The 22297-nt window shown below is 65.3% G+C and carries 22 protein-coding genes and 1 riboswitch; of the genes, 16 read left to right on the forward strand and 6 right to left on the reverse strand.

The annotated features are described in order from the left end of the window. Window positions 1–19: 19 nt before the first annotated feature. The 5 genes from cysM (at window position 20) to AC5QPF_RS07920 (ending at window position 6093) form a co-directional block, all read left to right on the forward strand. The gene (gene cysM, locus AC5QPF_RS07900; RefSeq protein ID WP_494964139.1) at window positions 20–922 is read left to right on the forward strand and encodes a cysteine synthase CysM; all 903 of its coding nucleotides are present in this window, start codon (window positions 20–22) and stop codon (window positions 920–922) included. Next, window positions 922–2280, forward strand: a complete 1359-nt coding sequence (gene rlmD, locus AC5QPF_RS07905; protein WP_494962703.1) for a 23S rRNA (uracil(1939)-C(5))-methyltransferase RlmD — start codon at window positions 922–924, stop codon at window positions 2278–2280. The genes cysM and rlmD overlap by 1 nt, the downstream gene beginning before the upstream one ends. A gap of 95 nt (window positions 2281–2375) precedes the next feature. Further along, window positions 2376–4616: a GTP diphosphokinase gene (gene relA / locus AC5QPF_RS07910; protein ID WP_494962704.1), complete on the forward strand. Its 2241-nt coding sequence runs from the start codon at window positions 2376–2378 to the stop codon at window positions 4614–4616. A gap of 79 nt (window positions 4617–4695) precedes the next feature. Continuing rightward, a complete protein-coding gene (mazG, locus tag AC5QPF_RS07915) occupies window positions 4696–5526 on the forward strand; it encodes a nucleoside triphosphate pyrophosphohydrolase (RefSeq protein ID WP_494962705.1) in 831 nt (276 codons plus the stop codon). A 27-nt stretch (window positions 5527–5553) separates the two neighbouring features. Beyond that, window positions 5554–6093, forward strand: coding sequence for a DUF2058 family protein (locus AC5QPF_RS07920; protein ID WP_494962706.1), 540 nt, complete (start codon window positions 5554–5556; stop codon window positions 6091–6093). A gap of 49 nt (window positions 6094–6142) precedes the next feature. On the opposite strand, the gene AC5QPF_RS07925 is transcribed toward AC5QPF_RS07920, so the two are convergent. From AC5QPF_RS07925 to purM, 4 genes are all read right to left on the reverse strand, one after another. Then, window positions 6143–6325, reverse strand: coding sequence for a hypothetical protein (locus AC5QPF_RS07925; protein ID WP_494962707.1), 183 nt, complete (start codon window positions 6323–6325; stop codon window positions 6143–6145). A 181-nt stretch (window positions 6326–6506) separates the two neighbouring features. Next, a complete protein-coding gene (locus AC5QPF_RS07930) occupies window positions 6507–7217 on the reverse strand; it encodes a DUF3108 domain-containing protein (protein WP_494962708.1) in 711 nt (236 codons plus the stop codon). 8 nt (window positions 7218–7225) lie between these two features. Continuing rightward, window positions 7226–7879 carry a phosphoribosylglycinamide formyltransferase gene (gene purN, locus AC5QPF_RS07935; protein ID WP_494962709.1) on the reverse strand — a complete coding sequence of 218 codons (654 nt, stop codon included), beginning with the start codon at window positions 7877–7879 and terminating at the stop codon, window positions 7226–7228. Continuing rightward, a complete protein-coding gene (purM, locus tag AC5QPF_RS07940) occupies window positions 7879–8937 on the reverse strand; it encodes a phosphoribosylformylglycinamidine cyclo-ligase (protein WP_494962710.1) in 1059 nt (352 codons plus the stop codon). The genes purN and purM overlap by 1 nt, the downstream gene beginning before the upstream one ends. A gap of 318 nt (window positions 8938–9255) precedes the next feature. On the opposite strand from purM, the gene AC5QPF_RS07945 reads away from it, so the two are divergent. The 5 genes from AC5QPF_RS07945 (at window position 9256) to AC5QPF_RS07965 (ending at window position 13725) form a co-directional block, all read left to right on the forward strand. After that, window positions 9256–10302, forward strand: coding sequence for a DUF8605 domain-containing protein (locus AC5QPF_RS07945; protein WP_494962711.1), 1047 nt, complete (start codon window positions 9256–9258; stop codon window positions 10300–10302). A 12-nt stretch (window positions 10303–10314) separates the two neighbouring features. Then, complete coding sequence (locus AC5QPF_RS07950) at window positions 10315–11388, forward strand: AI-2E family transporter (protein WP_494962712.1); 1074 nt, start codon at window positions 10315–10317, stop codon at window positions 11386–11388. A 204-nt stretch (window positions 11389–11592) separates the two neighbouring features. Then, window positions 11593–12297 carry a DnaA regulatory inactivator Hda gene (hda, locus tag AC5QPF_RS07955; protein ID WP_494962713.1) on the forward strand — a complete coding sequence of 235 codons (705 nt, stop codon included), beginning with the start codon at window positions 11593–11595 and terminating at the stop codon, window positions 12295–12297. 117 nt (window positions 12298–12414) lie between these two features. Next, window positions 12415–13050, forward strand: a complete 636-nt coding sequence (locus tag AC5QPF_RS07960) for an NlpC/P60 family protein (RefSeq protein WP_494962714.1) — start codon at window positions 12415–12417, stop codon at window positions 13048–13050. A gap of 138 nt (window positions 13051–13188) precedes the next feature. After that, window positions 13189–13725 carry an NlpC/P60 family protein gene (locus AC5QPF_RS07965; RefSeq protein ID WP_494962715.1) on the forward strand — a complete coding sequence of 179 codons (537 nt, stop codon included), beginning with the start codon at window positions 13189–13191 and terminating at the stop codon, window positions 13723–13725. 68 nt (window positions 13726–13793) lie between these two features. Here AC5QPF_RS07965 and AC5QPF_RS07970 read toward each other — a convergent pair whose 3' ends face one another. Further along, the gene (locus AC5QPF_RS07970; RefSeq protein ID WP_494962716.1) at window positions 13794–15107 is read right to left on the reverse strand and encodes a PQQ-dependent sugar dehydrogenase; all 1314 of its coding nucleotides are present in this window, start codon (window positions 15105–15107) and stop codon (window positions 13794–13796) included. Between the two features lie 231 nt (window positions 15108–15338). Next, window positions 15339–15917 carry a hypothetical protein gene (locus AC5QPF_RS07975; RefSeq protein ID WP_494962717.1) on the reverse strand — a complete coding sequence of 193 codons (579 nt, stop codon included), beginning with the start codon at window positions 15915–15917 and terminating at the stop codon, window positions 15339–15341. Window positions 15918–16059: 142 nt separating this feature from the next. Next, a riboswitch (cobalamin riboswitch) is annotated at window positions 16060–16280 on the forward strand. 124 nt (window positions 16281–16404) lie between these two features. On the opposite strand from AC5QPF_RS07975, the gene cobO reads away from it, so the two are divergent. Genes cobO through AC5QPF_RS08005 form a run of 6 tightly spaced genes read left to right on the forward strand, consistent with a single transcriptional unit; the run spans window position 16405 to window position 22296 of the window. Further along, window positions 16405–17016, forward strand: a complete 612-nt coding sequence (gene cobO / locus AC5QPF_RS07980; RefSeq protein WP_494962718.1) for a cob(I)yrinic acid a,c-diamide adenosyltransferase — start codon at window positions 16405–16407, stop codon at window positions 17014–17016. Then, window positions 17013–18308 (forward strand): cobyrinic acid a,c-diamide synthase CobB, encoded by a 1296-nt coding sequence (locus AC5QPF_RS07985; RefSeq protein ID WP_494962719.1) that lies wholly within the window; start codon window positions 17013–17015, stop codon window positions 18306–18308. Before cobO ends, AC5QPF_RS07985 begins: the two co-directional genes overlap by 4 nt. Beyond that, window positions 18305–18955, forward strand: a complete 651-nt coding sequence (gene bluB / locus AC5QPF_RS07990) for a 5,6-dimethylbenzimidazole synthase (RefSeq protein ID WP_494962720.1) — start codon at window positions 18305–18307, stop codon at window positions 18953–18955. Before AC5QPF_RS07985 ends, bluB begins: the two co-directional genes overlap by 4 nt. Then, complete coding sequence (gene cbiB, locus AC5QPF_RS07995; RefSeq protein WP_494962721.1) at window positions 18952–19860, forward strand: adenosylcobinamide-phosphate synthase CbiB; 909 nt, start codon at window positions 18952–18954, stop codon at window positions 19858–19860. Before bluB ends, cbiB begins: the two co-directional genes overlap by 4 nt. Continuing rightward, window positions 19853–20845, forward strand: a complete 993-nt coding sequence (gene cobD / locus AC5QPF_RS08000) for a threonine-phosphate decarboxylase CobD (protein ID WP_494962722.1) — start codon at window positions 19853–19855, stop codon at window positions 20843–20845. Before cbiB ends, cobD begins: the two co-directional genes overlap by 8 nt. Then, window positions 20842–22296 (forward strand): cobyric acid synthase, encoded by a 1455-nt coding sequence (locus tag AC5QPF_RS08005; protein ID WP_494962723.1) that lies wholly within the window; start codon window positions 20842–20844, stop codon window positions 22294–22296. The genes cobD and AC5QPF_RS08005 overlap by 4 nt, the downstream gene beginning before the upstream one ends. Window position 22297 lies beyond the last annotated feature (1 nt).

The raw sequence follows: 22297 nt of genomic DNA on the forward strand, positions 1-22297 counted from the left end.
TCTGGATTGCGAAAACGCCATGACCGTGCAGTACCCCACCATTGCCGATTGCGTCGGCAACACCCCTCTGGTCCGCCTGCAACGCATGGCCGGCGAGACCAGCAATACCCTCCTGGTGAAACTCGAAGGCAACAACCCGGCGGGTTCGGTCAAGGACCGTCCGGCGCTGTCGATGATCACCCGCGCCGAACTGCGCGGGCAGATCAAGCCAGGTGACACGCTGATCGAGGCGACTTCCGGCAACACCGGGATCGCCCTGGCGATGGCCGCGGCGATCAAGGGCTACAAGATGATCCTGATCATGCCGGACAACTCCAGCGCCGAACGCAAGGCGGCGATGACCGCCTATGGCGCCGAGCTGATCCTGGTCAGCAAGGAAGAAGGCATGGAGGGCGCCCGCGACCTCGCCGAGCGCTTGCGCGACGAAGGCCGCGGCCTGGTCCTCGACCAGTTCGGCAACGGCGACAACCCCGAGGCCCACTACGTCAGTACCGGCCCGGAAATCTGGCGTCAGACCGGCGGCAGCATCACCCATTTCGTCAGCTCCATGGGCACCACCGGCACCATCATGGGCTGTTCGCGCTACCTCAAGGAGCAGAACCCGGCGATCCAGATTGTCGGCCTGCAGCCGATGGAAGGCTCGGCCATTCCGGGCATTCGCCGCTGGCCGCATGAATACCTGCCGTCGATCTTCCAGGCCGAGCGCGTCGATCGCGTGGTCGACATGGCCCAGAGCGAAGCCGAGGAAACCACCCGTCGCCTGGCCCGTGAAGAAGGCATCTTCTGTGGCGTGTCCTCCGGCGGTGCGGTGGCGGCCATGCTGCGCCTGTCCCGCGAAGTGGAGAACGCGACGATGGTCGCGATCATCTGCGACCGCGGCGACCGCTACCTGTCGACCGGCATTTTCGACGCGGATCGCTGATGTCCAAAAGCAAACGTAACGGCGGCTTGCGCTTCCAGCCGGCCGGCGGCAGCCGCGCGCCCCAGGTCCCGGTGGGCAAGAAGCAGCGCCTGGCGATCGAGCGCCTGGCCGGTGATGGTCGCGGCATTGCCTTCATCGAAGGGCGCACCTGGTTCGTCAGCGGTGCGCTGGCCGGTGAAGAGGTCGAGGCGCGGGTGTTGAACGCCCATGGCAAGGTGGTCGAGGCGCGCCTTGAGCGGGTCATCACCGCGAACCCACAGCGCCGTGAAGCGCCGTGTCGGCACTTCGACCGCTGTGGCGGCTGCAACCTGCAGCACATTCCCCATGCCGACCAGCTTGAACTCAAGCAGCGCCTGCTCGCCGAGCAGTTGCAGCGTGTTGCCGGGGTTGCTCCCGAGCAATGGGCGGCCCCTCTCAGCGGGCCGGAATTCGGCTACCGCCGGCGCGCCCGGGTTGCCGTGCGCTGGGACCAGAGGGTGAAGAAGCTGGAGGTCGGTTTCCGCGCCGAAGCCAGCCAGGACATCGTCGCCATCGACGACTGCCCGGTGCTGGTACAGCCCTTGCAGTCGGTGATGCGTCACCTGCCGCTGTTGTTGCAGAGCCTGGCCAGGCCGCAGTTGATCGGGCATGTCGAGCTGTTCAGCGGTACCGCCCTGGCCATGCTGGTGCGCCATACCGGCGCGCTGGGCGAGGCGGACACGGCGAAGCTGAAGGCGTTCTGCGCCGAAGCCCAGGTGCAACTCTGGCTGCAAGGCGAGGGCGCACCGGAGCCGGCCGAGGCAGGCCAGGAACTGGGTTTCGCCCTGGAGCCCTGGAAGCTGACCCTGGCCTATCGCCCGGGGGATTTCGTCCAGGTTAACGCCGGGGTCAATACCGCAATGATCGAGCAGGCCCTCGACTGGTTGGCGCCGAAAACCGACGAGCGCGTGCTGGACCTGTTCTGCGGCCTGGGCAACTTCGCCCTGCCGCTGGCCCAGCGCTCTGCCGAGGTGGTGGCTGTGGAAGGCGTGCAGGCGATGGTGGAACGGGCCGCGGCCAATGCTCGTAGCAATAATTTGAATAATGTTCGCTGTTTTCAGGCGGATTTATCCCAACCCTTGAGTGCGTCCGGATGGGCGGCGGAAGGGTTTTCTGCGGTACTCTTGGACCCACCGCGAGACGGTGCCTACGAGGTCGTCAGAAAAATCGCAGCACTAGGTGCCAAGCGGCTGGTCTACGTGTCGTGCAATCCGGCGACCCTGGCCCGCGATACGCTTGAATTGATCAAGCAGGGTTACCGGTTAAAAAGGGCCGGGATCCTCGACATGTTCCCGCAGACAGCACATGTCGAGGCCATGGCGTTATTCGAGGTGGGCTAGCGTTGCTGGCCGCCCGGTGCGGTTCCGGAACTGGCGGGACCGCACCCGAGTTTTCAAGCGCATCGCGCATGCGCCGTAGGGAAAGGTAAACAAAGATGGTACAGGTGAGAGTGCACCAGCCGGTCAACACCGACGGCAGTATCAATCTCGAAGCATGGCTGGATCACGTGTGCAGCGTCGATGCGGCGCTGAACCGCGAAGCCCTCAAGGTGGCCTGCGAGTTCGCCCAGGAAATCGAGAAGCAGGGCAACCAGGAAAAACATTCCTGGGCTGACGGTACCTCGAGCTTCCAGGCGGGCCTGGAAATCGCCGAGATCCTCGCCGACCTCAAGCTTGACCAGGACTCGCTGGTCGCGGCGATCATCTACCGCGCAGTGCGCGAGGGCAAGGTCACCCTGGCCGAGGTCGCCCAGCGTTTCGGTCCGGTGGTTTCCAAGCTGATCGACGGCGTGCTGCGCATGGCCGCCATCAGCGCCAGTATGAATCCGCGCCAGTCGCTGGTGCTGGGTTCCCAGACGCAGGTGGAGAACCTGCGCAAGATGCTGGTGGCCATGGTCGACGACGTCCGCGTCGCCCTGATCAAGCTGGCCGAGCGGACCTGTGCGATCCGTGCGGTGAAGAGCGCCGACGACGAGAAGCGCAACCGCGTCGCCCGCGAGGTCTTCGACATCTACGCGCCGCTGGCGCACCGCCTGGGTATCGGTCACATCAAGTGGGAGCTGGAAGACCTGTCCTTCCGCTACCTGGAACCCGACCAGTACAAGCAGATCGCCAAGCTCCTGCATGAGCGCCGGCTGGATCGCGAACGCTTCATCAACGACGTCATGGCGCAGTTGCAGAACGAGTTGCTGGCCACCGGCGTGAAGGCCGATATCAGCGGTCGGGCAAAACACATCTATTCCATCTGGCGCAAGATGCAGCGCAAGGGCCTGGAGTTCAGCCAGATCTACGACGTGCGCGCGGTGCGCGTGCTGGTTCCGGAAATGCGCGACTGCTACACCGCGCTGGGTATCGTCCACACCCTGTGGCGGCACATTCCCAAGGAGTTCGACGACTACATCGCCAACCCCAAGGAAAACGGCTACCGCTCGCTGCACACCGCGGTGATCGGCCCCGAGGGCAAGGTCCTGGAGGTGCAGATCCGCACCCACGCCATGCACGAGGAAGCCGAACTCGGCGTTTGCGCGCACTGGCGCTACAAGGGTACCGACGTCAAGTCCGGTTCCAACCACTACGAAGAGAAGATTTCCTGGCTGCGCCAGGTACTGGAGTGGCACGAGGAACTGGGTGACATCGGCGGCCTGGCCGAGCAACTGCGGGTCGATATCGAGCCGGACCGGGTCTATGTGTTCACCCCCGACGGCCATGCCATCGACCTGCCCAAGGGCGCCACGCCGCTGGACTTCGCCTACCGCGTGCACACCGAGATCGGCCACAACTGCCGAGGCGCCAAGATCAACGGGCGTATCGTGCCGCTCAACTACAGCCTGCAGACCGGCGAGCAGGTCGAGATCATCACCAGCAAGCACGGCAACCCGAGCCGTGACTGGCTGAACTCGAACCTGGGCTACGTCACCACCTCGCGGGCGCGGGCGAAGATCGTCCACTGGTTCAAGCTGCAAGCCCGTGACCAGAACGTTGCCGCCGGCAAGACCCTGCTGGAGCGCGAACTGAGCCGCCTCGGTCTGCCCCAGGTGGACTTCGAGCGTCTGGCGGAAAAAGCCAACCTGCGCACTGCCGAGGACATGTTCGCCTCCCTCGGGGCCGGCGATTTGCGCCTGGCCCACCTGGTCAACGCCGCGCAGCAACTGGTCGAGCCGGAGCGGATCGAGGAAATCGACCTGATCACGCGCAAGGCCACTGGCTTCAAGCCGGGCAAGCGCGGTGATATCCAGATCCAGGGCGTGGGCAACCTGCTGACCCAGATGGCCGGCTGTTGTCAGCCGCTGCCGGGCGACGCAATCGTCGGCTACATCACCCAGGGCCGCGGTGTGACCATACACCGCCAGGATTGCGCCTCGGTGCTGCAACTGGCCGGGCGCGAGCCGGAGCGGATGATCCAGGTCAGTTGGGGCCCGGTGCCGGTGCAGACCTATCCGGTGGACATCATGGTCCGCGCCTACGACCGTCCGGGCTTGCTGCGTGACGTCTCCCAGGTCCTGCTCAACGAGCGGATCAACGTGCTGGCGGTGAACACCCGCTCGAACAAGGAAGACAACACCGCACTGATGTCGCTGACCATCGAGATCCCCGGCCTGGACGCCCTCGGGCGCTTGCTCGGGCGCATCTCGCAACTGCCCAACATCATCGAGACCCGGCGCAACCGAACGCCATGACCGAGGCCAGCCCGTCGCCACCTCATGGTGGCGACGGGTCTATCCTGCAACGAACGACGGCCTCTGACGAGAATCCCCGATGTACACCCTGGACGACCTGCTGCACCTCATGGCCCGGCTGCGCGACCCGCAGTATGGCTGCCCCTGGGACCTCAAACAGACCTACGCGACCATCGTCCCGCACACCCTTGAGGAGGCCTACGAGGTGGCCGACGCCATCGAGCGTGGCGACTTCGAGCACCTGCAGGGCGAGCTCGGCGATCTGCTGTTCCAGGTGGTCTACTACAGCCAGTTGGCCCTGGAAGAGGGCCGCTTCGAATTTTCCGGGGTGATCGACAGCATCACCCGCAAGCTGATCCGTCGTCACCCCCATGTGTTCCCCACCGGCGAGCTATACGCGCCGCTGGACACCCCGCGGCTCGACGAAGAACAGGTCAAGCACCGCTGGGAGCAGATCAAGGCCGAGGAACGTGCCGAGAAAAGCACCCCGCAACAGCTGTCGCTGCTCGATGACGTGCCGGCAGCGCTGCCGGCCTTGTCCCGCGCGGCCAAGTTGCAGAAACGTGCGGCCCAGGTCGGTTTCGACTGGCCCGGCCCGCTACCGGTGCTGGACAAGGTCCGCGAAGAGCTGGATGAAGTGCTGGAAGCCATGGCCGACAACGACGCTGCGGCGCTGGCCGATGAGGTCGGTGACCTGCTGTTCGCCACGGTCAACCTGGCCCGGCACTTGAAGATCGACCCGGAGAACGCCCTGCGTGCCGGCAACGCCAAGTTCGAACGACGCTTCCGTTTTATCGAGCAGGCATTGCGCGACAGCGGGCGTCCGATCGAAGATTGCACCCTCGAAGACTTGGACGCGCTCTGGGGCGAAGCCAAGCGTCAGGAAAAGAACCTGCCCAGCTGCGGCTGAGCGTGATGCATAAGTGAGTGAACACCAATGAGCCTTTCCCTTCGCGACCAATTGCTCAAAGCCGGTCTGGTCAACCAGAAGCAGGTCAAGCAGGTCAACAAAGACCAGAAGAAACAGAAGCGCCTGGAGCAAAAAGGCCAGGTCGAGGTGGACGACAGCCAGCAGCGTCTGGCCAAGGAAGCGATGGCCGAGAAGGCCGCGCGCGATCAGGAACTGAACCGTCAGCAGCAGGAAAAGGCCGAGCAGAAGGCCCGTGCCGCGCAGATCAAGCAGTTGATCGAGGTGTCGCGCCTGCCCAAGCTGAATACCGAGGACTACTACAACTTCGTCGACGACAAGAAGGTCAAGCGCATCTCGGTCAACGCCCTGATGCGCAGCAAGCTGAGCAGCGGCTCGCTGGCCATCGTCGCCCATGGCGGCGGCTACGAGATCATCCCGCGAGAAGCCGCAGTGAAGATCCAGGAACGCGATCCCCAGCGCATCCTCCTGCTCAACACCCAGGTGGAAGAGCCGGATGCCGACGACCCGTATGCCGCCTACGTCATTCCTGACGATCTCATGTGGTAACAAACGACAAACCCCGCCTCGGCGGGGTTTGTGCTTTCAGGGCTGCGGCTCAGGACTTGGCCTGGCGGGTCTCCCAGACTTCCAGTTCCATGCGGTAGCGGTGGGCTTCGTGTTCAGTGTGGAACATGCCGACCAATTGGCCCTGCTGGTGCACATCCCAGATGCGTACGCCGGCGGCGACACCTTCGTGGGACAGTTTCGATTCGTCGCGCTCAGTTACTTTGACAGTCATGTGCAAACTCCAAATCCGATTAACTGCGGCACTCTGTCGCAGGCCTCTTTTATAGAGTTTGTTAGCTGGCTAAGTAAATTAAAACAGCGATGAAAGATCTTTCATGGTTGGCCTTGAGGCCCTTGCAGGCAAAAGAAAACCCCGCCGATGCGGGGTTTCTTTTGCTACGCAAAGCAGCGTCTCAATTGCCCTTGACCGACCTGCCATCCACCGTGCCGTCCTGCAGCACGATCACGTATTCCTTGCCATCGGTTTCGACCTGGCGCAGTTGCACCAGCAGGTAGTCCCAGTCCTTGGCAAACCACAGCTCGGTGATGCGCTTGCTCTGGCTCGGGTCGCGTACGCGCTCGACCTTGACCGCATCGACCTGGCCGTTCTTGGTATTGACCTTCTCCGTGCCCAGCACGCGGAAGTCGTAGGTATCGATCTCGTCGCCATCGACCACCTGGTAACTCACGCTTTTCTTTCCGGCAGCGACGTCATGCTGCAGTGCCAGCTGGTAGGTCGATTTGTCCAGCACGCCGCGGTTGAGCGGCAGCTTGACCGCATCGCCCCGGTCGCTGCCGGTGATGACCTTCTGCGTCCAGTCGAAGGCCAGGTCGACCTTCTTCGCCTTGCCCAGGCCGCCGCGCTCGAAATGGTAGGTCTGCGGCAGCAGGGTGTCCTTGTCCAGTTTCAGCGTGCTCTGCTCGGTCAGGCTGGCGATCATCATCGACGCCTTGAAGTTGAGGTTCCAGGTGCCGTTGGCACCTTGTTCCAGGCTGCGCTCGGCGGTGCCGCTCATGGGCAGTTGCTTCCAGTCGGCGGTGTAGCTGGCCGAGAACGGTTTCAGGTCGGCTGCCTGGAGCGGCAGTGCGAGCACGGCAAGAGCGAGAAGCAGGGCGCGACGCATAAAATCTCCTAGGGTCGAATCAAGTGGCCGCTGGCCGCCAATGTCTGGCCATCCAGTAGAGCACCGTGTTCGCCCAGGCGCAAACGGCCTTCGGCGAACCAGCGCACCGCCAGCGGGTAAATCTGGTGTTCCTGGCCGTGAACCCTCTGCGCCAGGCTTTCTGGCGTGTCATCCGGGGCCACCGGAATGATTGCCTGTACGACCAGCGGCCCGCCATCGAGTTCCTCGGTGACGAAGTGCACGCTGCAGCCATGCTCGCGGTCGCCGGCTTCCAGCGCGCGCTGATGGGTGTGCAGGCCTTTGTACCTGGGCAGCAGGGAAGGGTGGATATTCAACAGGCGGCCTTCGTAATGGCGAACGAAGTCGCCACTGAGGATGCGCATGAAGCCTGCAAGTACCACCAGTTGCGGCGAGAAGGCATCGATCTGCTCGACCAGGGCCTTGTCGAAGGCTTCACGACCGTCGAAGGCCTTGTGGTCGAGCACAGCGGTGTCGATGCCTGCGTCACGGGCACGCTGCAGCCCGTAGGCGTCGGCGCGGTTGGAAATCACGGCGCGGATCCGTACCGGGGAGTCCCCGGCACGGGCGCTGTCGATCAGGGCTTGCAGGTTGCTGCCGGAACCCGACAGCAACACCACCACATCGCACTTCGTCGTGGGCATCAGTGCGCCTTGACGTTCTTCAGCTCGACCTGGGCGGCGCCTTCGGCGGCAACGCCGATCTGGCCGATGACCCATGGCTGCTCACCTGCAGCGCGCAGGGTATTCAGGGCCACTTCGACCTGGTCCTGGGCGACGCAGATGACCATGCCGACGCCGCAGTTCAGGACGCGGTGCATTTCGTGCTCGTCGACGTTGCCTTGCTCCTGCAGCCAGTTGAACACGGCCGGACGCTCCCAGCTCGCCACGTCGACGATCGCCTGGGCGCCTTTCGGCAGCACGCGAGGGATGTTGTCCAGCAGGCCGCCGCCGGTGATGTGGGCCATGGCCTTGACCGCGCCGGTGTCCTTGATCAGCTTCAGCAGCGGCTTGACGTAGATGCGGGTCGGAGCCATCAGCAGTTCGGTCAGCGGCTTGCCGTCCAGTTGCACCTGCTCGATGTCGGCGCCTGAGACTTCGATGATCTTGCGGATCAGCGAGTAGCCGTTGGAGTGCGGGCCGGACGACGGCAGGGCGATCAGCGCGTCGCCGGTGGCGACTTTCGAGCCGTCGATGATCTCGGCCTTCTCGACCACGCCGACGCAGAAGCCGGCCAGGTCGTAGTCTTCGCCTTCGTACATGCCTGGCATTTCCGCGGTTTCACCGCCGACCAGCGAGCAGCCGGCCAGTTCGCAACCGGCACCGATGCCGGTGACCACGGTGGCGGCCACGTCGACGTTCAGCTTGCCGGTGGCGTAGTAGTCGAGGAAGAACAGCGGTTCGGCGCCGCAGACCACCAGGTCGTTGACGCACATGGCGACCAGGTCCTGGCCGATGGAGTCGTGCTTGTTCAGGTTCAGCGCCAGGCGCAGCTTGGTGCCGACGCCGTCGGTGCCGGAGACCAGGACAGGCTGCTTGTAACCGGCCGGGATTTCACACAGGGCGCCAAAACCGCCCAGGCCGCCCATGACTTCCGGGCGCGCGGTGCGCTTGGCCACGCCTTTGATGCGTTCGACCAGTGCTTCGCCGGCGTCGATGTCTACACCGGCGTCCTTGTAGCTCAGGGAGGGTTGCTTGCTCATGTGATCCAGGCCTTTAGGAGGGAGGGATTCGGGGGAATCGACCGTGACCTGTCAGGCTGCGGGGAAGTGGATCCGCCTGCCCGACCGTCAGCGGTCTGCGAAGGCGCGCGATTTTATCAGGGTTGCCCGGCAGCGGCCATCCTCAGGCCGACGGGCAGGGCCTGAATCCGAGGAAAAAACGCGAATCGCGGCGCGCGGGTGGTTGCCGGGTCACGGCCTGTATAAGGTATAGGAGGTGAAACAGCGCCCTTGAGTGAATTTTGCGCTGTGGCGGGAGTCTTGGCTTTCGCTACTTTCTTATCTGGACAGGAATCCTCCATGCGTTTGCGTTCATATCTGTTGGGTTGCTGCGTTGCCTTGTTCGCCATGACGGCCCAGGCCGAAACCGTTTCCGGGTTGTACCAGGTCCGCGAGCCGGTGACCGGGCAGGACGCCGAAGCCAAGGCCCAGGCCACCCAGGCTGCGCTGGACACTCTGGTCCTGCGCCTCACCGGCGACCCCAAGGCGCCGCAGAACCCGGGGCTTGCCGAGTTGCGCAAAGACCCGCAGCAGATCATCAGCCAGTTCGGCTTCGAGGCCGGCCCGCCGGAAACCCTGCTGGTGGAGTTTGACCCCGGCAGCACCGAGCGCGCCCTGCGCAAGGCCGGCCTGGCCCTCTGGGGCAGCAACCGCCCGGCGATCCTCGGCTGGTGGCTGAACGACAGCACCGAAGGTTCCAGCCTGGTCGGCGACGGCCAGGCCAGCGCGGACGTGCTGCGCCGTGCTGCCCAACACCGTGGCCTGCCGCTGCGCCTGCCGCTGGGTGACCTTGAAGAGCAACTGGTGGCCACCGCGAAGAACCTCGAGGGCACCGATCCGGCACCATTGCAGGCCGCGTCCGGGCGCTATGCCGCCGATGCGCTGCTGGCGGTGCACGCCAGCGAAGCCGATAGCAAGTGGAGCGGCATCTGGCGCTTGTGGCTGGGCGACCAGCGCGAGCAGGGCAAGGTCGAGGGCGCCGACCAGGCAGCGCTTGCCGATGCGGTGATGCTCGCGGTGAGCCAGCGCCTGGCGCCGCGCTTCGTGGTCAAGCCCGGGGCCAGCGGTGAGCAGCTATTCCAGGTGCAGGGCATGAATCTGGAGCGCTATGCCGAGCTGGGCCGGGTGCTTGAGCCATTCGCCGGGCGGGTGACCGAGGTGCAGGGCGACATGATGACCTGGAAGGCGTCGGGCAGTGCCGAGCAACTGCGTGCCCAACTCGGCCTGGCGAAGCTGCAGGAGCTGCCGGCCGAGACCGCGCCGCCGGCCCCGGTTGCCCCGCCCGCCGAGGGTGTCGCCCCGGCACCGGCTGTCGCGCCGTTCAACGGCCTGCGATTCCGCTGGTAAGGAGCCATGGCGATGATCGATACACGCCGCTGGATCGCCTTGGGCGCACTGGTGTTGCTGGTGGTGCTCCTGTATTTCCTGCACGGGATCCTGTCGCCGTTCCTGGTCGGCATTCTCTTGGCTTACCTGGCCGATCCGCTGGTGGATCGCCTTGAACGCATGGGGCTGTCGCGTACCGCCGGGGTAGTGGTGGTCTTCGCCCTGTTCAGCCTGATCCTGCTGGCCATGCTGCTGGTGCTGATCCCGATGCTGGCCAAGCAACTGGTGCGCCTCTACGAGCTGGCGCCGCAGATGCTCGACTGGCTGCAACACGTGGCCTTGCCCTGGGCCCAGGCGAAACTGGGCCTGGCCGATGGTTTCTGGAAGTTCGACAAGGTCAAGGCCGCTATCGGCGAGCACATGGGCCAGACCACCGACATCGTCGGAGTGGTCCTGTCCCAGGTCACCGCGTCCGGGCTGGCCCTGGTCGGCTGGCTGGCCAACCTGGTGCTGATCCCGGTAGTAGGCTTCTATCTGCTGCGCGACTGGGACCTGATGATGGCCAAGCTGCGCAGCCTGCTGCCGCGCCAGCGCGAGCCGCAGGTAGTAGAACTGGCAGGGGAGTGTCACGAGGTGCTCGGCGCCTTCGTCCGCGGCCAGTTGCTGGTGATGCTGGCGCTGGGTGTGATCTACGCGAGTGGGCTGATGTTGGTGGGGCTCGAACTGGGCCTGCTGATCGGCCTGCTGGCGGGGCTGGCGGCCATCGTGCCGTACATGGGCTTTATCATCGGCATTGGCGCGGCAATGATCGCCGGGCTGTTCCAGTTCGGTGGCGACATCTACCCGCTGCTGGGCATCGCCGCGGTGTTCATGGTCGGCCAGGCGCTCGAGGGCATGGTCCTGACGCCGCTGCTGGTGGGGGATCGCATTGGCCTGCACCCGGTCGCAGTGATCTTCGCCATTCTTGCCGGTGGCGAGCTGTTCGGCTTTACCGGTGTGTTGCTGGCCCTGCCGGCAGCCGCGGTGATCATGGTGCTGCTGCGCCATGCCCATGACTTCTATAAGAAGTCGGACATGTACGGCGAAGAAATCGATCCTGAACTCTAAAAAAGGCTGCAAGCCGCAAGCCATAAGCGGCAAGAAAGAGCGGTCCGCGTCGCCACCGCTTTTTCTTGCCGCTTGAAACTTGTAGCTTGCAGCTGCTCCAACCCTTTGATTTCCTTCGCTCATTGTGCGACTGGCGTCGCGGGTATAGACTTTGCAAACTTTTACCAAGGGCCCTTTGCGGTTCTTCGCAACCGCCCAGCCAGCATGAAACCGATCCAGTTGCCCCTGGGTGTGCGTCTGCGCGATGACGCCACCTTCATCAACTACTATCCGGGTGCCAACGCCGCCGCATTGGGCTACGTCGAGCGACTCTGCGAAGCCGACGCCGGCTGGACCGAAAGCCTCATCTACCTGTGGGGCAAGCAGGGGGTCGGGCGTACCCACCTGCTGCAGGCGGCCTGCCTGCGTTTCGAGCAACTGGGCGAACCCGCGGTGTACCTTCCTCTCGCGCAACTGCTCGACCGTGGTGTCGAACTGCTGGATCACCTCGAACAGTACGAGCTGGTGTGTCTCGACGACCTTCACGTCATCGCCGGCAAGCCGGAGTGGGAAGAGGCCATGTTCCACCTGTTCAACCGCCTGCGCGACAGCGGCCGGCGTTTGCTGATCGCTGCCTCGGCGTCGCCGCGGGAACTGCCGATCAAGCTGGCGGACCTCAAGTCACGCCTGACCCTGGCCCTGATCTTCCAGATGCGCGCCCTGACCGATGAAGACAAGCTGCGCGCCCTGCAACTGCGTGCCTCGCGTCGTGGCCTGCACATGACCGATGAGGTCGGGCACTTCATTCTCACCCGCGGCACCCGCAGCATGAGCGCGCTGTTCGACCTGCTGGAGCGTCTCGACCAGGCCTCGCTGCAGGAAAAACGCAAGCTCACCATTCCCTTTTTGAAGGAAACATTGGGCTGGTAAACCCCGTCCTTGACCCACGGCACATAAAAGTCACATTTTTTTCGATTGAATTTGCAAATCGAATCGATAGAAGGCATAGTCGCGGCTTCATTCGAATCCAAAGACACGGTCGTGCCCATGCTGAATCGCTTCGCACCCCTCGTGCCCCTCGCACTCGTGACGCTGCTGGTTGGCTGCGCGGCCCAAGGCCCGGTCCAGCAACAGCAGGATCACTATTCCGTTTCCGCCAAGACCGCTCATAAAACCGCCACCATCGCCGATGATTCGGTGTTCGAGGAAGAGCTGGCCACCGAGCAGGATCTGGAAGCCTTCTCCAGCAGCAAGTCCTACCAACTGCCAGTCCTGGCCGACAGCATTCTCGAGCGTGGCATGGCCCTGATCGGTACCCGCTACCGCTTCGGTGGCACCTCCGAGCAGTCCGGCTTCGATTGCAGTGGTTTCATCGGCTACCTGTTCCGCGAAGAGGCCGGCATGAACCTGCCGCGCTCCACCCGCGAAATGATCAACGTGGATGCCCCGCTGGTCTCGCGCAACAACCTCAAGCCGGGTGACCTGCTGTTCTTCAGCACCAACGGCCGCGGTCGCGTCAGCCACGCCGGTATCTACCTTGGCGACAACCAATTCATTCACTCCAGCAGCCGCCGCAGCGGTGGTGTGCGCATCGACAGCCTGGGCGATCGCTACTGGAGCAAGACGTTTATCGAAGCCAAGCGCGCCTTGGCCATGGCACCGACCCAACTTTCGAGCAACTAAGCGCTCCAGGGTAGTGTCACAAGACACGGCGACGATGCTGAAAAGCTAGTCGCCGTGCGTGTTTACAGAAAACGTCTAATCTTGATTCTCACTAATTTTCCGGCCTGAGCCGGACCCTTTCAGACAGGATGTTCTGAGATGACGATAATGGCGCGCCTAGCGGTATTGTCCCTGGCGGCACTCCTCAGTGCCTGCTCCAGCCACGCCCCGACCCCGCCTCCGGTGGTCCAGCCGGCCTACGTTCCTACGCCTCTTACCTACTCGCCAGCCGCTGACGACGTGCTTTTCCGCGCGTTGGGCCTGGTGGGCACGCCGTATCGCTGGGGTGGCAACACGCCGGATTCGGGGTTCGATTGCAGCGGGTTGATCGGCTATGTCTATCGTGACGCGGCGGGGATCGCTCTGCCGCGTTCGACCCGCGAGCTGATCGTCATGCGTGCCCCGGATGTGCAGCGCGATGCCCTGCAATCGGGGGACCTGGTGTTCTTTGCGACGAACGGTGGCAGCCAGGTGAACCATGCCGGTATCTACGTGGGCGAGGGGCGTTTCGTGCATGCGCCGTCCACGGGCGGGACAGTGCGGCTGGATTACCTGTCGAACAACTATTGGCAGCGGTCGTACCTGAATGCCAAGCGGGTGCTGAAGGCGCCTGAGCATCTGGCGCGTAACCCGTAGTCTTCCGCTGGTGCTGATGGCCTCATCGCGGGTAATGCCTGCGATGAGGCCAGTGGAAACACCCTCGCTTAACGAGCCTTGCTCACCCGCCAGACCACATTCCCCACATCATCCGCCACCAGCACCCCGCCACGCTGGTCGGTCACCACGCCCACCGGCCGCCCCATCGCCTTGCCGTTGTCATTCAAAAAGCCCGTCAACAGGTCGATCGGCTTGCCCGCCGGCTTGCCTTCGCTGCTGAACGGCACGAACAGCACCTTGTAGCCGCTATGGGGCTTGCGGTTCCACGAGCCATGCTGGCCGATCAGCGCACCCTGGTCGAACGGCGGCGGCAGCGTCCCGTCGGCGAAGGCCAGGCCCAGCGAGGCGGTATGCGGGCCTACCGCGTAGTCCGGCACCAGGGCCTTGGCCACCAGGTTCGGGTCGCCAGGCTGGACGCGCACGTCGACATGCTGGCCGTAGTAGCTGTATGGCCAGCCATAGAACCCGCCGTCACGCACCGAGGTTATGTAGTCCGGGACCAGGTCGCTGCCGATCTCGTCGCGCTCGTTCACTGCGGTCCATAGTTGTCCGCTATGGGGCTCCCACGCCAGGCCGTTGGGGTTGCGCAGGCCGGAGGCGAACACCCGGTGCTGGCCCGTGGCCGGATCCACTTCCCAGATCGCTGCGCGCTCCTTCTCCTTGTCCATGCCGTTCTCGGCGACGTTGCTGTTGGAGCCGACGGTGACGTAGAGCTTCTTGCCGTCGCGGCTGGCGATGACGTTCTTGGTCCAGTGGTGGTTGAGCGGACCACCCGGCAGGTCGGTGACCGGCTCACCCGGTCCCTCCAGCGAGGTGGCGCCGTCCTGGTACTTGAAGCGCAGCAGGCGGTCGGTGTCGGCGACGTACAGCTCGTTGCCGACCAGGGTCATGCCGAACGGCGAATTCAGGTCCTTGAGGAATACCGTGCGGGTTTCCGCGACGCCGTCCTTGTCGGCATCGCGCAGCAGGGTGATGCGGTTGGGGCTGGGCACGCCGGCGCCGGCCTTGGCCATGACCTTCTTCATTACCCAGCCGCGGATGCCCTTGCCGTCCTCGGGTTTCTCCGGTGCATTGGTTTCCGCCACCAGCACGTCGCCGTTGGGCAGCACGTAGAGCCAGCGCGGGTGGTCCAGGCCGTCGGCGAAGGCCGCGACCTGGGTGCCTTGGGCGGCGGTTGGCTTGGCGCCACCGGCCCAGCCCACGGCCGGGGCGATGTTCACCGTGGGGATCAGGGTCTTGTTCGGTTCCGGCAGTTGCGGCGACGGGCCGCTGCCATCGGTGACCTGCAGGCGCGCGGATTCGCCACAGGCGGTCAGGCCGGTGGTGAGGGCCAGCAGCACGGCAATGCGCAGTGAGGACATGCTCGACTCCTTCGCGTAACGGTGGGGGCGTTACAGGTCAGAGGTGGGGCGGGGGAGGGTGGTTCAGTTGGATATGGGGTGGGGGCTGTATGAATCCGGATGCTTGGTTTGGGAATGTATCAGGGCTTGCAGGTGCTCGCCTTGAGCCTTGTAGCGTCCTTGAGATCGAGCGCCGCGCGGGCGGCGCTCGATCTCAAGGACGCTACAAGGCTCAAGACAGGCATTTCAGGGTCAAACCTGCTTCAACAACAACGCCACCCCAGGATAGTACTGCCCGAACTCATCATGCAGCTTGCGATACCCATACGGGAAACACCAGGCAATGGCACAGGCATTGTGCTTCTGCAGGTCATCCACCATGTCCTGCAACTCTTCCGGGCTGGCATGCTTTTCCAGCTTCACCGGGCTGACGAACAGCGCCGCGAGCTTCAGCTGGCTCGGATAGGCGATGCCTTTCGCCACCGCGCCGGTTTCCTGCAAGGCACCACTGAGGTCCAGGCGTCCCACCTTCGGCCAGCGCTGCTCGGCATGCAGGTAGGCCGATTCATCACGGCTGGCGATCAGCAGGTCGCAGTGCGCGCCGCGTTCGCCTTCATCGCGCTGCTTCTTGCTCTGGTAGCCCTGCAAGGTCACGAGTTCTGCCTGCCAGATGGCTGCGGATAGCGTGCCGAGGTTGGCTTGGACGCCTTGCCAGTAAGGACCTTCGCCATCACCCAGGACCTGGTTGAAGCGCTCGATGGATTCGCCCCAACGCTCCAGCGCCGGACGCAGGAATTCAAGCCGAGGGTTGTTGAGAATCAGGCCTTGCATGCTGCTCTCCTTTCGTAATTGTTGTACGAGTACAGCGAAAACCATGGCGATTTGATATCACCATGGCACAGCCTGCGGATAGTGCCATTGGTCCGGGCTGTGACCGCCGTCTCCAATTGACGCTCCGGATGCAACCCTCTAACCTTCGCGACTTGTTTCAGGTGCTCTGTGACCTCGGCGTCGACAGGGTGAAACAGGGAAGCCGGTGGGCACGCAAGACGTGCGATCCCGGCGCTGCCCCCGCAACGGTAGATGAGCCAAGACCGCGCAAGGCCACTGGGTATCCACCCCGGGAAGGCGCCCGGTCGGGACCGTGAAGGTCCACTCATGAGCCCGGAGACCGGCCTGCAAACAGTCAACGGCATCACGGAGGGTGATGCGCGGTTTGCCGGGCCCTGTCGCCCGACGCCTGCGCCTGTCCCCCCGTGGCCACCTTTCCAGCTGTCGTCGCTTCCCGCCTGTCGACAGTGGCCCGCGGAGACCCCCGATGAGCGAATCCCCCGAACGTGACGAACGCCACCTGGCGCGCATGCAGCGCAAGAAAGCGGTGATCGACGAGCGCATCGCCAATTCCCCCCACGAATGCGGCCTGCTGCTGGTGCTCAGCGGCAACGGCAAGGGCAAGAGCAGCTCGGCCTTCGGCATGCTCGCCCGCGCCCTCGGCCACGGCATGCAGTGTGGCGTGGTGCAGTTCATCAAGGGCCGCAACGCCACCGGCGAAGAGCTGTTCTTCCGCCGCTTCCCCGAGCAGGTGCGCTACCACGTGATGGGCGAGGGCTTCACCTGGGAAACCCAGGACCGCCAGCGCGACATCGCTGCCGCCGAAGCGGCCTGGGCCGTGTCGCGGCAACTGCTGCAGGACCCGAGCATCGGCTTCGTGGTGCTGGACGAATTGAACATCGCCCTCAAGCATGGCTACCTTGACCTGGATCAGGTGCTCGGTGACCTGCAGGCCCGTCCGCCGATGCAGCACGTGATCGTCACTGGCCGCGGCGCCAAGGACGAGATGATCGAACTGGCCGACACCGTCACCGAGATGGGCATGGTCAAGCATGCCTTCCAGGCTGGCATCCGTGCCCAGAAGGGCGTCGAACTATGAGCGACACCCGGCACTGCCCGGCGGTTCTGATCGCGGCTCCGGCCTCCGGCCAGGGCAAGACCACCGTGACCGCAGCTCTGGCCCGCCTGCATCGCAATCAGGGGCGCAAGGTCCGCGTGTTCAAATGCGGACCTGACTTCCTCGATCCGATGATTCTCGAACGTGCCAGTGGCGCGCCGGTGTACCAGCTCGACCTGTGGATGGTCGGTGCCGAGGAAAGCCGCCGCCTGCTCTGGGAAGCCGCCGCTGAGGCGGACCTGATCCTGATCGAAGGGGTCATGGGACTGTTCGACGGCACTCCGTCCAGTGCCGACCTGGCCCGCCATTTCGGCGTGCCGGTGCTGGCGGTGATCGACGGTACGGCCATGGCCCAGACCTTCGGCGCCCTGGCCCTGGGCCTGGCGCGCTACCAGCCTGACCTGCCGTTCGCCGGCGTGCTGGCCAACCGCGTCGGCACCTTGCGCCATGCGCAACTGCTGGAAGGCAGCCTCACTGAAGGCCTGCGCTGGTATGGCGGCTTGTCCCGGGAGACCGGGATCGAACTGCCGAGCCGCCACCTGGGGCTGGTCCAGGCCAGCGAACTGACCGATCTTGACCTGCGCCTCGACGCCGCCGCCAAGGCCCTCGGTGACAGCTGCCAGTCGTCCCTGCCGCCGCCGGTGGCGTTCGCGGCCCCCGAGCCGCGTGCCGTCGAACCGCATTTGGCCGGCGTGCGCATCGCCGTGGCCCGCGACGAAGCCTTCGCCTTCACCTACGGTGCCAACCTTGATCTATTGCGGGCGATGGGCGCCGAGCTGAGCTTCTTCTCGCCGATTCATGACTGCGAACTGCCGACGGCGGACAGCCTGTACTTGCCCGGCGGCTACCCCGAGCTGCACCATCACGCTCTGGCCGCCAACACGCCGATGCTGGTGGCGATCCGCGCCCATCACCAGGCCGGCAAGCCGTTGCTCGCCGAGTGCGGCGGCATGCTCTACCTGCTCGACGCCCTGACCGATGTTGCTGGCGAGCGCGCCGAACTGGCGGGCCTGCTGGCGGGCGAGGCGACGATGCAGAAGCGCCTGGCGGCCCTGGCCCTGCAGGCCGTTGAACTGCCGGAAGGCACCCTGCGCGGTCACACCTATCACCATTCCCTGACCAGCACCGAACTGGAGCCGATCGCCCGCGGCCAGAGCCCTAACGGCGGACGCGGCGCGGAAGCGGTGTACCGCATTGGCCGCCTGACCGCCTCCTACGTGCACTTCTACTTCCCGTCCAACCCCGACGCGACGGCGGCGCTGCTGGCGCCATGAGCGAACACGCCTATAGCGAGGCCGAACGCGCGGCGATCTATCGCGCCATCGGTGAGCGCCGCGACATGCGCCATTTCAGCGGCGGCGAAGTCGCCCCGGAACTGCTCGCCCGCCTGCTGGAAGCCGCGCACCAGGCACCCAGCGTCGGCCTGATGCAGCCCTGGCGCTTTATCCGCATCACCCGCCGCGACCTGCGCCAGCGCATCCAGGCCCTGGTCGAGGATGAGCGCCAGCGCACCGCGGAGGCACTGGGGCAGCGCTCCGACGAATTCATGCAACTCAAGGTCGAAGGCATCAACGACTGCGCCGAACTGCTGGTGGCGGCGCTGATGGACAAGCGCGAAGCGCATATCTTCGGCCGCCGCACCTTGCCGGAAATGGACCTGGCCTCGCTGTCCTGCGCGATCCAGAACCTCTGGCTGGCTGCTCGCGGCGAAGGCCTGGGCATGGGCTGGGTGTCGCTGTTCGACCCGCAGGCCCTGGCCGACCTGCTGGGTATGCCGGCCGGGGCCAAGCCGCTGGCGATCCTCTGCCTGGGGCCGGTGCGCGAGTTCTACCCGGCGCCGATGCTCGCCCTGGAAGGCTGGACCACGGCGCGACCGCTGGCCGACATGCTGTTTGAAAATCATTGGGGAGAAAACGAATGAGTGTGGCCCTGCTGACCGTGGCCGGGGTGGCGCTGGATGCGCTGCTGGGCGAGCCGCGGCGCTGGCATCCGCTGGTGGCTTTCGGCCGCATGGCCGGGCGCCTGGAGCAACGTTTCAATGCGGGCGGCCGCGGCTGGCGCAGCCACGGCGTCACCGCCTGGTTCCTCGCCGTGGTGCCGCTGACCCTGCTGGCCACCGCACTGTCCTGGCTGCCGTACATCGGCTGGCTGGTGGAAATCCTCGCCCTGTACTGCGCCCTCGGCCTGCGCAGCCTCGGCGAACACGTGCAGCCGGTGGCCGATGCCCTGCGCGGCGGCGACCTGGACGAGGCGCGCAAGCGCGTCGGCTATCTGGTCAGCCGGGAAACCCGCGAGCTGGATGAAACCGCCGTGGCCCGCGCCGCCACCGAATCGGTGCTGGAGAACGGCAGCGACGCGGTGTTCGCCGCGCTGTTCTGGTTCGCCATTGCCGGTGCGCCGGGAGTGGTGCTCTATCGCCTGTGCAATACCCTCGATGCCATGTGGGGCTACCGCAACGAGCGTTTCGGGCGCTTTGGCTGGGCCGCCGCGCGCATCGATGATGTCCTCAACTACATCCCGGCGCGCCTGGTGGCGCTGACCTATGCGCTGCTGGGCAAGACTCGTCTGGCCCTGAAATGCTGGCGCCAGCAGGCGCCGAAATGGGACAGCCCGAACGCCGGCCCGGTGATGGCGGCAGGTGCAGGGGCCCTCGGTGTCGAGCTGGGTGGCCCGGCTGTCTATCATGGTGAATTGCATGAGCGCGCGCGCCTGGGCGAAGGCCCGGCGGCCGACGCCGGAGCCATCGAGCGTGGTTGGCGCCTGGTCTGCCAGGGTGTCTGGCTATGGCTGTTGCTGCTGTGCCTGGGAGCTGAACTCTATGCTTGAACACGGTGGTCGCCTGCAGCGGGCGGTCGAATGCTATGGCATCCCTCGCGAAGCGTGGCTGGACCTGTCCAGCGGCATCGCGCCCTGGCCGTTCCCGGTGCCGGACATCCCGGAGCGCGCGTGGGCACGCCTGCCGGAAACCGAGGATGGTCTGGAGCAGGCTGCCCGTGCCTATTACGGCGTCAGCGAGCTGTTGCCGGTGGCCGGCTCGCAGGCGGCGATCCAGGCCCTGCCGCGCCTGCGTCCGCGCGGTGTGGTGGGCGTGCTGTCGCCGTGCTACGCCGAGCACGCCGAGGCCTGGCGTCGCGCGGGGCATCAGGTGCGGGAGCTGAACGAGACCGAGGTCGAAGGGCAACTGGACGACCTCGACGTGCTGGTGCTGGTCAACCCCAACAACCCCACCGGCCGGGTGCTGCCGCGGCAGACCCTGCTGGCCTGGCTGGAGCGCCTGAAGCGCCATGGTGGCTGGCTGCTGGTGGACGAAGCCTTCATGGACAACACGCCGGAGCAGAGCATCGCCGCCGACAGCCAGCGGCAAGGGCTGATCATCCTGCGCTCTTTCGGCAAGTTCTTCGGCCTGGCCGGGGTGCGTCTTGGTTTCGTCCTGGCCGAGCCGCTGTTGCTGAGGGCGCTGGCGGAAGACATCGGGCCCTGGTCGATCAGCGGGCCGACGCGGATCCTGGGCGCCGCCTGCCTGAGCGATCGCGCCACGCAGCAAGCCCAGCTTGAGCGCTGCACCCGCGCCAGCGCCCACCTGGCCGCGCTGCTGGCCGATGCCGGCCTGACTCCCGACGCCGGTTGCGATCTGTTCCAGTACCTGCGCCATCCCGACGCCGCAGGCATCCACGACTTCATGGCCCGGCGCGGAATCCTTCTGCGCCTCTTCGAACACCCCGCCGGCCTGCGCGTCGGCCTGCCTGCCTGCGAGGCCGACTGGCTGAAGCTGGCGGCGGCGCTGGACGACTACCGCAAGGAACCGCAATGACCACGCTGATGGTGCAAGGCACCACCTCCGACGCCGGCAAGAGCACCCTGGTGACCGCGCTGTGCCGCTGGCTGAAACGCCAAGGCGTCGCCGTGGTGCCGTTCAAGCCGCAGAACATGGCGCTGAACAGCGCGGTGACCGCCGACGGCGGCGAGATCGGCCGGGCCCAGGCAGTTCAGGCCCAGGCCTGCGGGCTGGAGCCGCACACCGACATGAACCCGGTGCTGCTCAAGCCCAACAGCGACACCGGCGCCCAGGTGATCGTCCACGGGCGCGCGGTCACCAGCATGAACGCCGTGGCCTATCACGACTACAAGGCCATCGCCATGCAGGCCGTGCTGGCTTCGCACCAGCGCCTGGAGGCGGCGTATCCGGTGGTGATGGTGGAAGGCGCGGGCTCGCCCGCCGAGATCAACCTGCGTGCCGGCGATATCGCCAACATGGGCTTCGCCGAGGCGGTGGATTGCCCGGTGATCCTGATCGCCGACATCAATCGCGGCGGCGTCTTCGCCCATCTGGTGGGCACCCTGGAACTGCTGTCGCCAAGCGAGCAGGCGCGGGTCAAGGGCTTCGTCATCAACCGCTTCCGTGGCGACATCGCCCTGCTGCAACCCGGGCTCGACTGGCTGGAGCAGCGCACCGGCAAGCCGGTGCTCGGTGTGCTGCCCTACGTGATGGACCTGCACCTGGAAGCCGAGGACGGCCTCGACCGGCGCCAGGGCGACAAGCTGGACCAGGTACTCAAGGTGATCGTCCCGGTGCTGCCGCGGATCAGCAACCACACCGACTTCGATCCGCTGCGTCTGCATCCCCAGGTGGATCTGCAATTCATCGGCCCGGGCGAAGTGATCCCGCCGGCCGACCTGATCATCCTGCCCGGCTCGAAGAGCGTGCGCGGCGATCTCGCGCAACTGCGCGAGCGCGGTTGGGAACAGGCCATCGCCCGGCACCTGCGCTATGGCGGCAAGCTGGTCGGCATCTGCGGCGGCCTGCAGATGCTTGGCCAGGTCGTCGATGATCCGCTGGGGCTGGAAGGTGCCGCCGGCAGCAGTCCGGGCCTGGGTCTGCTGGACTACGCCACCGTGCTGGAAGCGGAAAAGCAGCTGCGCAACGTCAGCGGTAGCCTGGCCCTTGAGCAGGCTGCGATCAGTGGCTATGAAATCCACGCCGGGGTCACCCGTGGTCCGGCGCTGGACAACCCGGCCGTGCATCTGGCCGATGGCCGTAGCGACGGTGCCATCAGCGCCGACGGGCAAATTCTCGCCACTTACCTGCACGGCCTGTTCGAATCGCCGCAGTCCTGCGCCGCGCTGCTGCGCTGGGCCGGTATCAAGGACGTCGAGCCGATCGACTACCACGCCCTGCGCGAGCGGGACATCGAGCGCCTGGCCGACCTGGTGGACAAGCACCTGGACGGCGACGTTCTCCGCCAACTCTGTGGACTCACCTGAC

Source organism: Pseudomonas sp. Con_6, from assembly GCF_059379395.1.

Excerpts from the sequence above, each read along its gene's own strand:
- cysM (WP_494964139.1), top strand. The coding sequence starts at position 20 with ATGACCGTGCAGTACCCCACCATTGCCGATTGCGTCGGCAACACCCCT.
- rlmD (WP_494962703.1), top strand. The coding sequence starts at position 922 with ATGTCCAAAAGCAAACGTAACGGCGGCTTGCGCTTCCAGCCGGCCGGC.
- relA (WP_494962704.1), top strand. The coding sequence starts at position 2,376 with ATGGTACAGGTGAGAGTGCACCAGCCGGTCAACACCGACGGCAGTATC.
- mazG (WP_494962705.1), top strand. The coding sequence starts at position 4,696 with ATGTACACCCTGGACGACCTGCTGCACCTCATGGCCCGGCTGCGCGAC.
- AC5QPF_RS07920 (WP_494962706.1), top strand. The coding sequence starts at position 5,554 with ATGAGCCTTTCCCTTCGCGACCAATTGCTCAAAGCCGGTCTGGTCAAC.
- AC5QPF_RS07925 (WP_494962707.1), bottom strand. The coding sequence starts at position 6,325 with ATGACTGTCAAAGTAACTGAGCGCGACGAATCGAAACTGTCCCACGAA.
- AC5QPF_RS07930 (WP_494962708.1), bottom strand. The coding sequence starts at position 7,217 with ATGCGTCGCGCCCTGCTTCTCGCTCTTGCCGTGCTCGCACTGCCGCTC.
- purN (WP_494962709.1), bottom strand. The coding sequence starts at position 7,879 with ATGCCCACGACGAAGTGCGATGTGGTGGTGTTGCTGTCGGGTTCCGGC.
- purM (WP_494962710.1), bottom strand. The coding sequence starts at position 8,937 with ATGAGCAAGCAACCCTCCCTGAGCTACAAGGACGCCGGTGTAGACATC.
- AC5QPF_RS07945 (WP_494962711.1), top strand. The coding sequence starts at position 9,256 with ATGCGTTTGCGTTCATATCTGTTGGGTTGCTGCGTTGCCTTGTTCGCC.
- AC5QPF_RS07950 (WP_494962712.1), top strand. The coding sequence starts at position 10,315 with ATGATCGATACACGCCGCTGGATCGCCTTGGGCGCACTGGTGTTGCTG.
- hda (WP_494962713.1), top strand. The coding sequence starts at position 11,593 with ATGAAACCGATCCAGTTGCCCCTGGGTGTGCGTCTGCGCGATGACGCC.
- AC5QPF_RS07960 (WP_494962714.1), top strand. The coding sequence starts at position 12,415 with ATGCTGAATCGCTTCGCACCCCTCGTGCCCCTCGCACTCGTGACGCTG.
- AC5QPF_RS07965 (WP_494962715.1), top strand. The coding sequence starts at position 13,189 with ATGACGATAATGGCGCGCCTAGCGGTATTGTCCCTGGCGGCACTCCTC.
- AC5QPF_RS07970 (WP_494962716.1), bottom strand. The coding sequence starts at position 15,107 with ATGTCCTCACTGCGCATTGCCGTGCTGCTGGCCCTCACCACCGGCCTG.
- AC5QPF_RS07975 (WP_494962717.1), bottom strand. The coding sequence starts at position 15,917 with ATGCAAGGCCTGATTCTCAACAACCCTCGGCTTGAATTCCTGCGTCCG.
- cobO (WP_494962718.1), top strand. The coding sequence starts at position 16,405 with ATGAGCGAATCCCCCGAACGTGACGAACGCCACCTGGCGCGCATGCAG.
- AC5QPF_RS07985 (WP_494962719.1), top strand. The coding sequence starts at position 17,013 with ATGAGCGACACCCGGCACTGCCCGGCGGTTCTGATCGCGGCTCCGGCC.
- bluB (WP_494962720.1), top strand. The coding sequence starts at position 18,305 with ATGAGCGAACACGCCTATAGCGAGGCCGAACGCGCGGCGATCTATCGC.
- cbiB (WP_494962721.1), top strand. The coding sequence starts at position 18,952 with ATGAGTGTGGCCCTGCTGACCGTGGCCGGGGTGGCGCTGGATGCGCTG.
- cobD (WP_494962722.1), top strand. The coding sequence starts at position 19,853 with ATGCTTGAACACGGTGGTCGCCTGCAGCGGGCGGTCGAATGCTATGGC.
- AC5QPF_RS08005 (WP_494962723.1), top strand. The coding sequence starts at position 20,842 with ATGACCACGCTGATGGTGCAAGGCACCACCTCCGACGCCGGCAAGAGC.